Raw genomic sequence first — 13,725 nt, forward strand, 5'->3', positions numbered from 1 at the left:
CCGGACTTGATCCGGGACCGCTGGCCATGAGCGGCCCACGTCGCTGCGTGCGCCTGCGGCCTATCGCCTCAAGATGTGCCAGCGGTCCCGGATCAAGTCCGGAACGACGGGGCGTCATGAAGGATGCGCCACTGCTTCCTCGATGGCCTTTGCCGCACCCGCTTCGGTCTGCACCGGGATCGGCGAGCCTTCCGCCACAGAGGCTTTGGCTTCGCGCCGGTCGCGATGCTGGTTCCACACCGCGATGAACAGGGCGGCGATGACCGGGCCGATGATGAAGCCGTTGAGGCCGAACAGTTCCAGCCCCGAAAGCGTCGCGATCAGCACCACAAAGTCGGGCAGGCGGGTGTCGCGGCCGACGAGGATCGGGCGCAGCACGTTATCGACCATGCCGATGATGAACACGCCGCAGAACACCACGATGCCGCCGTGCACAGTGTTGCCGGAAGCGAAGAGGTAGATCGCGGCAGGCACCCAGATGATGCCGGTCCCGACGGCAGGCAGCAGCGAAAAGAACCCCATCAGCACGCCCCAGATCACCGCGCCCTCGATGCCCAGCACCGAGAACAGCAGCCCGCCGAGCAGCCCTTGCACCACCGCGACGACCACGGTGCCGCGCATCGTCGCGCGCACCACGAGCAGGAAGTTCTGGATCAGCAGAATCGCGCGTGTCGGCGTGGAGCGGCATGCTGGTGCGCACCATTTCGCCGTAGCGGTCGCCGTCACGCAGCAGGAAGTAGCTGAGGTAGAGCATCACGCCCAGTGCCGCCACGAAGCTCAGCGCGCCCTGACCGACCGACAGCACCCGGCCTGCGACCGTCTGCAAGCCGCTGGTGATGCTGGAGCCGAACTGGCGGCGGATCGTCTCGAAATCGTTGAGGCCGAATTCGGCGACCATGCTGCGCACGCGGTGCGGCAGAGCGCCCTGGACCTGCTGGACGATGCGGCCGAAGTCGATCTGGCCGGTGGTGATCTTCTGGTAGAGGACCGTCGCCTCGTTGACGATGCTGATGCCAAGCAGGATCGTCGGCACCACGAACAGTGCGATCAGGCCGAACAGAACGATCGAGGCGGCAAGGTTCTTGCGTCCGTCCAGCCGTTCGGCGAGCTTCGCGGTCATCGGCTGGAACATGATCGCGGCGACCACGCCCCACAGGACAGCGCCGAAATACGGGGCGAGCAGATAGGCCCCGGCCAAGGAAATAAGCACCACGAGGACGGCGAAGCCGACATCCTCGGTCTGTAACCCACGCTTTTCGTCAGATCCCATTACCACCCCTTACAACGCAAAACCGCCGCTGCCATCCGATAAACGACGGCAGCGGCGGCGGTTCCCGTTGGGGTCTGTCGGTAAATCCGCCGCAGGCGTATTTTGCGGCACCGGCCCCAAATGCGAGCATCCGGCCCACCCGACCTCCCACGAGCGTACCATAGATGGGAGGTCGGGTGGGGGCGTGGGCCGGTGCCGCATGAGAATGCCCCGCAGGGCATTCTCACAAGCAAATCAGGATTCCGATTCGCCGGCCGGCTTGCTCTGGAGCTGGCAGTAGTTCTGGATGCCCATGCGGGCGATCATGTCGAACTGCTTTTCGAGGAAGTCGACGTGCTCTTCCTCGCTCTCGAGGATGCGGGCGAAGATCTCGCGGCTGACGAAGTCGCGCACGGTCTCGCAGTGGGCGATGGCTTCCTTGAGCATCGGGATCGCGTCGTATTCGAGCGCGAGGTCGGCCTTGAGGATTTCCTCGACCGTTTCGCCGACGCGCAGCTTGCCCAGGTTCTGGAAGTTGGGGAGGCCGTCGAGATAGAGGATGCGATCGGCCAGCACGTCGGCGTGCTTCATTTCGTCGATCGATTCGTGGCGCTCGTACTCGGCGAGCTTCTTGATGCCCCAGTTGTCTAGCATGCGATAATGCAGCCAGTACTGGTTGATTGCGGTGAGCTCGTTGAACAGCGCCTTGTTCAGAAACTCGATAACCTTGAGGTCGCCCTTCATCGCGCGGAAACTCCTATTCTGGAGCCGCGGCCTATATCCGGCAATGTCGAGTCGGGCAAGTCAGGTCATGAATTACGCGGCGGCAGCTATTCCCATTCCGGCGGACGAAACTTCGTCGGCGATGATGTCTTCGGCTTCGTCCAGGCACTGGCGGCACTGCGGGGTGCGACCGATCGAGCCGTAGATCGCTTCGGCATTGCCGCGCACACGGCGGGCTGCGCAGCGAAGTTCGGTCTCTCGGATGGCATTGCAGATGCACACGTACATGAGCAGAATCCTTGTGTTCTTCGCTCAATATATGCGAGTGCGAATAGATCGCAATAGCGAAAATGCATCAGGCTATGCGATTGTTCAGCGGGCGATTGTCAAGCAAGCGGTGCTCCACGAGCGAGCGCCAGAGCCATTCCAGCGGCCCGCGCCGGAAATGCCGCAGCCAGACCGGGCTCCACGCCAGCATCAGCGCCCAGCCGCCCAGCACGAACAGCCATTGCCGTGCAGGCGGGACCTGACCGTAGAGCCCGAGGCCCCAGCCGTAGAACACGAAAGTCATGACGAGGCTGGTGGCGATGTAGTTGCTGAACGCCATTCGTCCGGCGGCGATCAGGCGGCGGCCGAGCCACGTCGGCGCGATTCGGGGCGCGGCGAGCACCAGCAGCCCGGCATAGCCGACGCCGCCCAGTACGTGTGGCATGGCGAGCCCCCATACGAGCGCGGCCTGCATGGCGACGGCCGGGAAATGGCGCGGCCAGGCCCAGCCGAGGAACATAACGGTCAGGGCCATCCCCGCGAACGTGCAGGCGAGCGAGACTTCGATCAGGCGCTTGCGGCGCAATGTTCCATCGAACAAGCCGGCCCGATAGAGCGCCATGCCGATCAGCATCAGCGGCAGCGTTTCGGAGAACGAGCCCGATATCATCTGAATCTGCCAGAAGGGGCGTTCGACCAGCTTGACCCGCAGGAGGTCGAGCCAGCCAAGCCGGGCCTCGTGCATTTCCTGCGCTGCCCAGTCGTACATCGGCTGCAGTCGGGCCGCGAGCAGGCGCAGTTGCTCCGTCGTGGCGACGTGGTCGCGCACGGCGTGTTCGGCGTCGATGGCGGTCGCGGCGTCGAACATCCCCCAGATGTGCCAGGCGTAGTAGAGGGCAAGGGCGATCCACAGCAGCATGCGGTCGCTGAGCGGGCGCATCAGCAGCGCCGCGATGCCGCAGGCGGCGTAGAGGAACAGGATGTCGCCCCACCACAGCAGCAGGTAATGCGCGATCCCCAGCAGCAGCAGCCAGCCGAGCCGTCGCAGCTGGATCTGGTCGCCGTCGCGCCCTGCCGCCTCCGCGCGTTCGTGGAACAGCACCAGCCCGGCGCCGAACAGCAGGGTGAACAGCGCCCGCATCTTGCCCTCGAAGAACAGGAAGCTGAACGCCCATGCGGCCTCGTCCAGCGGGCTGACGGGATGGAGGAGCGTCGGCGTCGTCGTGCCGATCATCGGTCCGGCGAACCCGGCGATATTGATCGCCAGGATGCCGAGCACGGCGACGCCGCGGATCAGGTCAAGCGTTTCCAGCCGCGCCGGGGCAGCGGCGGGCGCATCCTCTTCGGCGAGGTCGGAGAAGGTCAGTCCCTGCTCGCCAGACACCCGAAGCCACCGGCGGTCAGGCGGGCACAGGCAGCGTCGGCCTCGGCCTTCGAGGCGAAGCCGGTGGCCTGCAGCTTCGTCAGCCGTCCTGCGGGCACCAGCGCGCGCGGATGACCGGCGAGTTCGGGGCGGCCCTTGATCTTGCCCCACAGCGCCTCGGCATTGCCGGGAACGCCGAAGGCGCCGAGCTGGACGCGCCACGGGCCGGAGGCTGCGGGTTTTGGTGCTGGGGGCTTGGGTGCAGGTGCCGGTTGCGGCCCAAGTGGCTTGACCGGCGCGGCCTTGACCGGCGCAGGAGCGGCGCTGCGGGGCAGGGTATCGCTCGTTCCGGCGGCGCGGGCGGCTTCGGTGACGGCGCGCTTCGCCTCGGTCACCTCTGGCGCGCGGACCGGCTCGGCCATGGCGAGGCGGGTGCCGAGTTCGGCCGAGGCGCTCTGGCGCTGGAGGTTCGCCTGCGTTTCGGCCGCGATCTTCTGGGCGAGGACGACGCTCTTCTGACGGTCCGCCAGCGGGATGTTGCGGTCCATCTGCTCCAGCGCGCTCTTGGCCTGCGGGAGCCCGGCGGCCTGCGCGAGACTGGCCAGCGCATAGGCGCGCACCCAGTCCTTGGGCACGAGGTCGCCGTTGAAGTGCGCGACGCCGAGAATGTATTGCGCGCGCGGATCGCCGCGAGCGGCCGAGTTCTGGATATAGGGCAGGGCGCGCTGGCGCTCGCCGCGCTGGAACAGCAGCAGGCCGTAGGCGTCGGCGGCCTGCACATGGCCCTTGGCAGCGGCCTTGCCGTAAAGATCCTCGGCGCGGGCCAGGTCGAGCGGCTCGCCGCGTCCCAGCTTGTAGGCCTGCGCCAGGTTGAACTGCGCGTCGGGGTCGCCCTGGTTGGCGAGCGGCTGCCAGATGCGCACGGCGTCGTCGTAATTGCCGCTGGACCACGCATCGACGCCGTCCTTTACACTGGTTCCGGCCATGTCGGCGGCGAGGCCCGCGCTCCATGCGGGCACGGCGAGCGCCACCATGGCGGCGGTGAGTATCGGGAGAATCTTGCTCACGTCGTCGGTGTTCCGGTGCTGCCCCGTAGAAGGTCCAGGATCCCCATGAACCACGGATTGTGGTAAGCTAAAAGCGTTAACGTGGGGTGCACTCTGAATCGTCACACTTGCGCCGGTGAACGCCCGGTTTCGCCCCTCTAAGCAATTAACCGTAAATTAGGAACGATCTGGCACTCCCATCGGCAGGGCACGGCGCCCGCCGTATAGAGGAATCGGTTTTGCGCGTTTTGGCTTTGGCATCGCAGAAGGGCGGATCGGGCAAGACGACGCTGTCCGGCCATCTTGCCGTGCAGGCGCAGCGCGCCGGAGCCGGGCCGGTCGTGCTGATCGACATCGACCCGCAAGGCTCGCTTTCCGACTGGTGGAACGAGCGCGAGGCGGAGATGCCGGCCTTCGCGCAGACTACCGTGGCGCGCCTTGCCGCAGATCTTCAGGTGCTGCGCCAGCAGGGTTTCAAGCTGGCGGTGATCGACACCCCGCCCGCAATTACCCTCGCGATCCAGAGCGTCATCGCCGTCGCCGAACTCATCGTCATCCCGACCCGCCCCAGCCCGCACGACTTGCGCGCGGTGGGCGCCACCGTCGACTTGTGCGAGCGGTCGGGCAAACCGCTGGTCTTCGTCGTCAACGGCGCCACGCCCAAGGCGCGCATCACCGCCGAGGCCGCCGTCGCGCTCTCGCAGCATGGCACCGTGGCGCCGGTCACCGTGCACCAGCGCACCGATTTCGCGGCCTCGATGATCGATGGCCGCACCGTCATGGAGATCGACCCGAACGGTCGCTCCGCCGCCGAGATGGCCGCCTTGTGGGCCTATGTCGCCGACCGTCTCGAAAAGAATTTTCGCCGCACGATCTTCGCCACGCCTGCTGTCGGACAGCCGGTGCAGGGAGGCGTGCTGCGTCCGGTGGGCGGTTTCGGCCGCCGTGTTCCGGCCTGATTTGGGGTAGATGCAATGAAGAACCGCCACAACAACAGCGCCCGTAACGCAGGCTTCACCTTGTGCTCGGCCATGGTCGCGGCGCTGCTCGCGGGCTGCGCGGGTGGGCCGCACGGTGTCGCCAGCGCGGGTGACACGCGCGTCGCCGAGGGGCAGGTCGCCGGAGTGGACGAGGGCGCCCTTTCCAAGGTCGAGGCGCGCGTCGCCAAGTCGCCGCGCGACATGGGCGCCCGCTCGGCACTGGCGCAGGGCTATCTTGCCGCGGGTCGCTTCAATTCGGCCGCCACGACCTTCGAGGACGCGCTGGCGCTGGGCGACCGCAGCCCGCGCACGGGGCTCAGCCTTGCGCTCGCCTACATCGGTTCGGGCCGCAAGGCCGAGGCGCTCGACGTGCTGCAGCGCTTTGCCAACAAGCTCCCGGCGAGCGACTACGGCCTCGCCGTGGCGCTGGCGGGCCAGCCTGCGCAGGGCGTCGAGGTGCTTTCGCAGGCCGTGCGCGGCGGCGAAAACAACGCCAAGACGCGTCAGAACCTTGCCTATGCTTATGCCCTCGACGGCCGCTGGGCCGAGGCGCGGGTGATCGCGTCGCAGGATGTCTCGGGCGATGAACTCGAAGCGCGCCTGCAGGATTGGGGCGCGAAGGCGAGCCCCGAACAGGGCCGCGCACGCGTCGCAGGCCTGCTGGGCACGCCGCTGCGCCTCGATCCGGGCCAGCCGACGGCGCTGGCACTGAACGGTATCGATCATACCCCGCGCGTGATGATGGCTGCGGCCGAGCCGGTTGAGCCTGTCGCGGAACTTCCTGCAAGCGAAGAGGCAGCGCCTGCTCCGGTCTTTGCCGAAGCACCTGCGCCGGTCGCTCCGGCGATGGCGTTCGCGGACGAGGCGCCGCGTCGCTTGATCGAACGTGCTTTCGACGGCAGCCTCGCGCGCATGCAGAAGCCGCAGGTGAAGAAGGCGGCGGTGAAGGTCGCTCCGGTTAAACAGGCCGTGACTGGCCAGTCGGGCAGCCATCTGGTGCAGCTCGGCTCGTTCAGCACGATGGACGGCGCCAAGCGGGCCTGGGCGATCTTCCAGAAGCGCGACCCCTCTCTGCGTGGCCATGCGCTGCGGATCACCGAGGCCGACGTCAACGGGCGTCGCTATTACCGCGTTGCCGCCGAAGGTTTCGCGCGCGGCGTGGCGCAGTCGATGTGCTCGACCGTCAAGGGACGCGGCGGCGAATGCCTCGCCTATGAGGACGGCCGCTCGCTGCCGGGCGCGGTCGCTGCGCGTGGCAGGCCGATGCTGGCGAGCCGCTGAAGCTTCAAAAGTTCCATGTGAACCTTTGCACGGCCCTTTCGTCCTGCGGGACGGAAGGGCCTTTTCTTTGACCCCATGCTTCGTCATTGCGAGCGCAGCGAAGCAATCCAGGGCCGCGTAAACCGCCCTGGATTGCTTCGCTGCGCTCGCAATGACGAAAGGAAAGGGCGGTTTACCCGCCGATCTTCTTCATTCGCACCGCGACGCCGCCCTTGAACAGCGCGAGGACGCGGCCCTGAACGGGCTGGCGGTCGAACGGGGTATTGCCCGCCGCCGCTGCCATCTTGTCCGAATTGACGATCCACGGCCGCTCGGGATCGAGCACGGCGATGTCGGCTTCGGCGCCGACCGCCAAGCTGCCTGCGTTCACGCCCAGCAGCTTCGCCGGGTTGGCGGCGATCAGCTCGAAGGCGCGGGCCATGTCGATCACGCCGTCGCGCACGAGGCTCATCGTCAGCGGCAGCAGCGTCTCGGCGCCCGCCATGCCGGGGGCCGAATCGCTGAACGGCAGGCGCTTGTCCTCCGGTCCTCGTGGATCGTGGCCCGAGGCGATCACATCGATGGTGCCGTCGGCGATGGCGGCGACCACGGCGCGGCGGTCCGCCTCGCAGCGTAGCGCGGGCGAGAGGTGGGTGAAAGTGCGGAACGCCCCGATCGAAAGGTCGGAAAGCATGAAGTAGGCCGGGCTCACCCCCGCCGTCACCTTCAGCCCGCGTGCCTTGGCCGCGCGCACCAGTTCCAGACCGGCGGCAGTCGTCACGTTGCGGAAGTGGATCGCAGCATTCGCCATCTCGGCCAGCGCGATGTCGCGGGCGATCGCGAGAGCCTCTGCCTGCGCAGGTGCGCTGGGGAGGCCCAGACGGGTCGCCATCTCGCCCGCCGTGGCGACGGCATTGCCGACGATCCCGGCGTCCTCGGCATGGGCGATGACGACCATGCCCAGCATCCCGGTGTACTGCAGCAGCCGCAGCATAGTGCCCGAATCGCCGATCCAGCGCCGCCCGGTGCAGACTGCCCGCGCGCCCGCATCGCGCATCATCGCGATCTCGGCGAGCGCCTTGCCCTCCAGCCCCTGCGTCGCGGCGGCGAGCGGATGGACCCAGAAGTCCGGCTTGCCCGACTGCGCTGCGAACCGCACCCGCGCCGAGACGTCGAGCGGCGGGTTCTGGTCAGGCATCAGCGCCGCGCGGGTGATCCCGCCGAAGTGGAACGCGGGCTTGTCGATCGCGAAGACGCCGATGTCGACGAGGCCCGGCGCAACGATCTGGCCGCGCGCGTCATGCACGGTGTCGCCGTCCTGCGCGGCGACTTCGGCGCCGATCGCGGTGATGAATCCGCCCTCGCAGCGCACCGCGCCGCTCTGGATCGATCCGTCGGCCAGCAGCAGGCGGCCGCCCGTGACGGTCAGGGGTGCGTGAAGGCTCATGCCCAGCCCTCCATCTTGCGACCTTTTCGGGTGAGGACATCGAGGCAGGCCATGCGGATCGCCACGCCCATCTCGACCTGCGTGGTGATCATCGAGCGCTCCACATGGTCGGCCACGTTGCTGTCGATCTCGACGCCGCGATTCATCGGGCCGGGGTGCATGACCAGCGCGTTCGATTCGGCCAGTTCCAGCCGGTCGAGCGTCAGCCCGTAGAGGTGGCGATATTCGCGCGGGGAGGGATGAACTGGCCTTCCATGCGCTCCATCTGCAGGCGCAGCATCATGACGACGTCCGCGCCCTTCAGCGCCGCGTCGAAGTCATGGAACACCGTCACGCCCATCTGCTCGATATCTGCGGGCATCAGCGCGGGCGGCGCGCAGACCCGCACGTCGGCGCCCAGCGAGGCGAGGCACAGGATGTTGGAACGCGCCACGCGGCTGTGCAGGATGTCGCCGCAGATCGTCACGCGCAGCCCGTTGAAGGCGCGCTTGGCCTGCCGGATCGTCAGCGCATCGAGCAGCGCCTGCGTCGGGTGCTCGTGCTGGCCGTCCCCGGCGTTGAGCACCGGGCAGTCCACCTTGTCCGCGATCAGCTGCACCGCGCCCGAGGAGGCGTGGCGGATGACGATGGCATCGGCGCGCATGGCGTTGAGCGTCATCGCCGTGTCGATCAGCGTCTCGCCCTTCTTCACGCTGGAGGTGGCGACCGCCATGTTCACGACGTCGGCGCCGAGGCGCTTGCCCGCGATTTCGAAGCTCAGCAGCGTGCGCGTCGAGTTCTCGAAGAAGGCGTTGATGATGGTGAGACCGGAAAGCAGCTCGACCCGCTTCTGCGCGCCCCGGTTCATTTCGACCCACTGTTCCGCCTCGTCGAGCAGGAACCAGATCTGGTGCGGGGCTAGCCCTGCGATGCCCGTGAGGCCGCGATGCGGAAAGGCGAGAGCGCCTGCCGGATAGGTGTATTCTGGAGGTGTCATTAAAGACCACGCCATAGGCGGGGAGCCGGGGGTGAGCAAGGGCGATCCAGCCATTCCTCCCCCGATGCGAAAAGGAATGGAACCGCTTTGGTGCCCGCCCCTTTCCCATTCCGCACCGCAGCAGGTAAGGCTGCATGCGAAAGGCAGGTCGATACATGAGATCTGCGCGCAAGGTCTGGAAGTTGCTGGTCGCCGTGAAGGATGCGCTGGCGCTGCTGTTCCTGCTGGCTTTCTTCGGGGTGATCTACGCCGCGCTCTCGGCGCGGCCGGTCGGCGGCAAGGTGGAGAACGGGGCGTTGCTGCTCGAACTCGACGGCACCGTGGTCGAGGAGAAGAGCAAGGTCGATCCGCTTCAGCTGCTCACCTCCGGGGGCGAGCAGGTCCATGAATTCCAGGCCCGCGACGTCGAGCGGGCGCTGCGGCTGGCGGCGAGCGACAAGCGGATCAAGGCGGTCGTCCTCGACCTCTCGCGCTTCATGGGCGGGCGCTACGTCCACCTGCATGATATCGGCGCGGCCATCGACGAAGTCCGCAAGGCGGGCAAGCCGGTGCTGACTTTCGCCAACCTCTATGCCGATGACGGCGTGCAGCTGGCGGCCCACGCCAGCGAGGCCTGGGTCGATCCCATGGGCGGCGCCTTCGTGGCGGGACCGGGCGGCAACCTGCAGTTCTACAAGGGGCTTTTCGACAAGTACGGGGTCAACGCGCATGTCTACCGCGTCGGCACCTACAAGTCGGCGGTCGAGCCCTACATGCGCACCGACCTCTCGCCCGAGGCGCGCGAGGACTTCAAGCTGATCCTCGATCTGCAGTGGAACGCCCTGCGCGCCGAGATCGCGAAGGCGCGGCCCAAAGCGCAGCTCGATCGCATGGTCGCGGACCCGGTCGGCTGGAACAAGGCCCACGGCAACGACATGGCCGAGGCCGCGAAGGCGGCAGGCCTGATCGACCGCATCGGCGACCAGACCGAGTTCGAGGCCCGCGTCGAGAAGCTGGTGGGCGAAACCACGATCGGCCATTCGGACAAGGATGCGCCGGACTACGCGCATACCGGGCTGGCAACCTGGCTGGCGGCGAACCCGGTGAAGGGGGAGGGCGCCAAGATCGGCGTCGTCACCATCGCCGGAGAGATCGTCGATGGTGAGGCTGGTCCCGGCACGGCGGGCGGCGACCGCATCGCCGCGCTGCTCGACGAGAACCGCGAAGAGGGCATGAAGGCGCTGGTCGTGCGGATCGATTCGCCGGGAGGCTCGGTCATGGCGTCGGAGCGCATCCGCCGCGCGATCCAGCGCTGGCGCGATGCCAAGATCCCGGTCGTGGTGTCGATGGGCACGATGGCGGCGAGCGGCGGCTACTGGGTCTCGACGCCCGGCCAGCGCGTGTTCGCGGAGCCCGCGACGATCACCGGCTCGATTGGCGTCTTCGCCTTCGTGCCCAGCTTCGAGAAGACGCTGGCGGACTTCGGCGTGACCAGCGACGGGGTGCGTTCGACGCCGCTGGCGGGGCAGCCGGACATTCTCGGCGGCTTCACGCCCGAGGTGGAGGCGATGCTGCAGGGCTCGGTGGAGAGCATCTACGGCAAGTTCCTCGGCATCGTCGGCAAGGCGCGCGGCAAGACGCCGCAGCAGGTCGACGCGATCGCTCAGGGCCGGGTGTGGCCGGGTGCGGACGGGCAGCGGCTCGGCCTCGTCGACCAGATGGGCGGGCTGGATGATGCGCTGGCCTATGCGGCGAAGCTGGGCGGCGTGGGCAACGGCAAGTGGCAGGCGGTCTATCTGGAGGAACCGGAGGATTCGTTCAGCGCCTTCGTGCAGAGCATGACGTCCGGTTCGCAGGAGCAGGCGGCAGCTTACGACTTCGCCGGGCTGGTGGCGCAGCGCCAGCGGCTGCAGATGGCGCAGGCGGTGGCGCGGCTCGACGGTGTGCTGGGCGCGCAGGGCGTGCAGGCATATTGCCTCGCCTGTGCGGCGGGGCCGGACTATCGCGCTGTGGTGAAGCCGGTGGGCGAGGGTTCGACCGTGGCGATGCTCGCGCGGCTGGCGGGATGGAAGTAGGCTGACAGGGCGGCGCGCGGCCCTTCGACAAGCTCAGGGCGAGCGGGGTTGGGTAATGCCTTTTCCCGCTTACGCTTTCCTCTCCCCGCTCATGTCCGAGCACGAGCGGAGGCACCCACACATCATTCATTGCGAGCGCAGCGAAGCAATCCAGGGCGGCGTTCAACTGCCCTGGATTGCTTCGCTGCGCTCGCAATGACGATGTGTAGCTCGATCCGGTGACGAAATGAGCCTCAATCCGGCGGCGGCAGTTCCACCGGCGCCTCATCGGGCTGGTCGAAGTCCGGACCCTGCGGCGGCGTCTCATCCGGACCGCCGGGAACGCCGGGGTCGTTTCCGGGGTCGGGATTTCCGCAGGCGTGTCGCCGGGGCTGTAGACGGGTGGCTGGGTGGCCATGGTGATCTCGCTCCTCTCGCCCCCTCGCACACATAACCCGGCGTGGAGGCGATCCGTTCCGTGACACCATAGCGACTCGTCGCACTTGCCCTTTTCTCCGGCTGCCATTAATGGCCCGTCCCTTGAGTTTCAGGCTACACTCATGCGGGCGTGGCGGAATTGGTAGACGCGCTGGTTTTAGGTACCAGTATCGAAAGATGTGGGGGTTCGAGTCCCTTCGCCCGCACCAATCCGTCACCTGTGCGAGGGTAGGCCACGGTAATGCTGGCCGAGAGGCCCTTTGGATTGCACAGGAAGGCATCGAAATGCAGATTGTCGAGACGACCAACGAGGGCCTGAAGCGCGCCTACACGGTCACCATCCCCGCCGCCACCATCACCTCCAAGGTCGAGGGTGAGGTCAAGAAGATCGCTCCGCAGGTGCGCATGCCCGGCTTCCGCGCCGGCAAGGTTCCCGCGAACCTCGTCAAGAAGCTGCACGGCCCGGCGATCCACCAGGAAGCGCTGAACACCTCGATCCGTGAAGCCATGGACAAGCTGGTGGCCGACAACGCCCTGCGCCCCGCCATGAACCCCGACGTCAAGCTGACCGACGGCTATGAAGAGGGCAAGGACGCCGAGCTGACCGTCAGCCTCGAAATCCTCCCCACCATCGCCGCGCCCTCGCTCGACGGCCTGAAGCTCGACAAGCTGACCGTGCCCGTCTCGGATGAAGCCGTGACCGAAGCGGTCGCGAACATCGCCAAGCAGCAGCAGCGCTTCGAGACCAAGGACGGCGAGGCCGCCGAGGGCGATCAGGTCATCATCGACTTCACCGGCAAGCTCGACGGCGTCGAGTTCGACGGCGGCAAGGCCGAGAAGGCCCCGCTGGTGATCGGCGCTGATCGCTTCATCCCGGGCTTCGAAGAGCAGCTCAAGGGCATCAAGGCCGGTGACGAGCGTACGATCACCGTGACCTTCCCCGAGGACTACCCGGCCGAGAACCTCGCCGGCAAGGAAACCACCTTCGACATCGTCGCGCACGAAGTGAAGGCGCCCGCCGAGATCGAAGCTCGACGACGACTTCGCCAAGGAACTGGGTCTTGAGAGCCTGGAGCAGCTCACCGGCCTGCTGCGCGGCCAGCTGGAGCAGGAAACTGCCGGCCTGACCCGCACCGCCATGAAGCGCTCGCTGCTCGATCAGCTGGCCGCCGGCCATGACTTCGACGTGCCGCCGACCATGGTGGAAGCCGAATTCTCGCAGATCTGGCAGCAGCTGATCCAGGAAGCGCAGAACGAGGAAGACCCGGCCGCCGCGCTCGAAGAGATCGAGGCCGAGAAGGACGACTACCGCAAGATCGCCGAGCGCCGCGTGCGTCTGGGCCTGCTCCTGTCGGAAATCGGCCAGGCCAACGGCGTCGAAGTGACCAGCCAAGAAATGGGCATGCTGATGCAGCAGGCTGCGCAGCAGTACCGCCCGGAAGACCGCCAGCGCTTCTTCGAATACGTCCAGCAGGACCCGATGATGGCCGCTCAGCTGCGCGCCCCGCTCTATGAGGACAAGGTCGTCGACTTCCTCATCGAGAAGGCCGAAGTCACCGAGCGCGAAGTGACCCGCGACGAACTGCAGGCCGCGATCGAGGCCGACGCCGACGGCGAGAAGCCCGCTGCGGCCGCGAAGCCGAAGAAGGCTCCCGCCAAGAAGGCTGCGAAGAAGGACGAAGCGGAAGCCGCTCCGGCTGATGAAGCTGCCGCCGAGGAAAAGCCGAAGAAGGCTCCGGCCAAGAAGGCTGCCGCCAAGAAGGACGACGCTGAAGAGGCTCCGGCTGATGAAGCCAAGCCTGCCAAGAAGGCCCCGGCCAAGAAGAAGGCCGCAGCCAAGGAGGATTGATCCCTCCCTTGCGGTTTGACCGATAACGAAAAAGCCCCGGTGCATCGCTGCACCGGGGCTTTTTCGTTTCCGTCGTCCCGGATCAAGTTCGGGA

9 protein-coding genes, 1 tRNA gene and 3 pseudogenes are annotated in these 13,725 nt (G+C 67.0%); 5 read left to right on the plus strand and 8 right to left on the minus strand.

The window, feature by feature from the left end; translation table 11 throughout:
* Positions 1 to 114: 114 nt before the first annotated feature.
* The 6 genes and pseudogenes from KZO24_RS03180 to KZO24_RS03205 all read right to left on the minus strand — a co-directional run bounded on the left by KZO24_RS03180 (position 115) and on the right by KZO24_RS03205 (position 4,669).
* A complete protein-coding gene (locus tag KZO24_RS03180) occupies positions 115 to 621 on the minus strand; it encodes an AI-2E family transporter (protein ID WP_486486872.1) in 507 nt (168 codons plus the stop codon).
* Positions 622 to 736: 115 nt separating this feature from the next.
* Positions 737 to 1,270 (minus strand): annotated as a pseudogene (locus KZO24_RS03185) (AI-2E family transporter); the annotation flags it as partial.
* Between the two features lie 234 nt (positions 1,271 to 1,504).
* Complete coding sequence (gene bfr / locus KZO24_RS03190) at positions 1,505 to 1,993, minus strand: bacterioferritin (protein ID WP_008829349.1); 489 nt, start codon at positions 1,991 to 1,993, stop codon at positions 1,505 to 1,507.
* A 72-nt stretch (positions 1,994 to 2,065) separates the two neighbouring features.
* Positions 2,066 to 2,260: a (2Fe-2S)-binding protein gene (locus tag KZO24_RS03195; protein ID WP_271184787.1), complete on the minus strand. Its 195-nt coding sequence runs from the start codon at positions 2,258 to 2,260 to the stop codon at positions 2,066 to 2,068.
* Between the two features lie 67 nt (positions 2,261 to 2,327).
* Positions 2,328 to 3,623 carry a DUF418 domain-containing protein gene (locus KZO24_RS03200; RefSeq protein ID WP_271184697.1) on the minus strand — a complete coding sequence of 432 codons (1,296 nt, stop codon included), beginning with the start codon at positions 3,621 to 3,623 and terminating at the stop codon, positions 2,328 to 2,330.
* A complete protein-coding gene (locus tag KZO24_RS03205; RefSeq protein ID WP_271184698.1) occupies positions 3,602 to 4,669 on the minus strand; it encodes an SPOR domain-containing protein in 1,068 nt (355 codons plus the stop codon). The genes KZO24_RS03200 and KZO24_RS03205 overlap by 22 nt, the downstream gene beginning before the upstream one ends.
* A 218-nt stretch (positions 4,670 to 4,887) precedes the next feature.
* On the opposite strand from KZO24_RS03205, the gene KZO24_RS03210 reads away from it, so the two are divergent.
* A complete protein-coding gene (locus KZO24_RS03210) occupies positions 4,888 to 5,607 on the plus strand; it encodes a ParA family protein (protein WP_271184699.1) in 720 nt (239 codons plus the stop codon).
* A gap of 15 nt (positions 5,608 to 5,622) precedes the next feature.
* Positions 5,623 to 6,909, plus strand: coding sequence for an SPOR domain-containing protein (locus tag KZO24_RS03215; protein WP_271184700.1), 1,287 nt, complete (start codon positions 5,623 to 5,625; stop codon positions 6,907 to 6,909).
* A 172-nt stretch (positions 6,910 to 7,081) separates the two neighbouring features.
* Here the strand turns inward: KZO24_RS03215 and KZO24_RS03220 are convergent, their stop codons facing one another.
* Both KZO24_RS03220 and KZO24_RS03225 read right to left on the minus strand, forming a co-directional pair.
* On the minus strand, positions 7,082 to 8,335 hold the full coding sequence (locus KZO24_RS03220; RefSeq protein WP_271184701.1) for a dihydroorotase: 1,254 nt from the start codon (positions 8,333 to 8,335) through the stop codon (positions 7,082 to 7,084).
* A pseudogene (locus KZO24_RS03225) lies at positions 8,332 to 9,311 on the minus strand (aspartate carbamoyltransferase catalytic subunit). The gene KZO24_RS03220 and the pseudogene KZO24_RS03225 overlap by 4 nt, the downstream one beginning before the upstream one ends.
* 155 nt (positions 9,312 to 9,466) lie before the next feature.
* On the opposite strand from KZO24_RS03225, the gene sppA reads away from it, so the two are divergent.
* The 3 genes and pseudogenes from sppA to tig all read left to right on the plus strand — a co-directional run bounded on the left by sppA (position 9,467) and on the right by tig (position 13,631).
* A complete protein-coding gene (sppA, locus tag KZO24_RS03230; protein WP_486486873.1) occupies positions 9,467 to 11,365 on the plus strand; it encodes a signal peptide peptidase SppA in 1,899 nt (632 codons plus the stop codon).
* Between the two features lie 541 nt (positions 11,366 to 11,906).
* Positions 11,907 to 11,991 (plus strand) — tRNA-Leu (locus tag KZO24_RS03235).
* A 76-nt stretch (positions 11,992 to 12,067) separates the two neighbouring features.
* A pseudogene (gene tig / locus KZO24_RS03240) lies at positions 12,068 to 13,631 on the plus strand (trigger factor).
* Positions 13,632 to 13,725: the final 94 nt, after the last annotated feature.

Source organism: Novosphingobium sp. NFX11, from assembly GCF_057376415.1.

What these genes read in the sequence shown, in the direction of transcription:
- KZO24_RS03180 (WP_486486872.1), bottom strand. Translation starts at nt 621, where the DNA reads ATGCGCGGCACCGTGGTCGTCGCGGTGGTGCAAGGGCTGCTCGGCGGG.
- bfr (WP_008829349.1), bottom strand. Translation starts at nt 1,993, where the DNA reads ATGAAGGGCGACCTCAAGGTTATCGAGTTTCTGAACAAGGCGCTGTTC.
- KZO24_RS03195 (WP_271184787.1), bottom strand. Translation starts at nt 2,260, where the DNA reads ATGTACGTGTGCATCTGCAATGCCATCCGAGAGACCGAACTTCGCTGC.
- KZO24_RS03215 (WP_271184700.1), top strand. Translation starts at nt 5,623, where the DNA reads ATGAAGAACCGCCACAACAACAGCGCCCGTAACGCAGGCTTCACCTTG.
- KZO24_RS03220 (WP_271184701.1), bottom strand. Translation starts at nt 8,335, where the DNA reads ATGAGCCTTCACGCACCCCTGACCGTCACGGGCGGCCGCCTGCTGCTG.
- sppA (WP_486486873.1), top strand. Translation starts at nt 9,467, where the DNA reads ATGAGATCTGCGCGCAAGGTCTGGAAGTTGCTGGTCGCCGTGAAGGAT.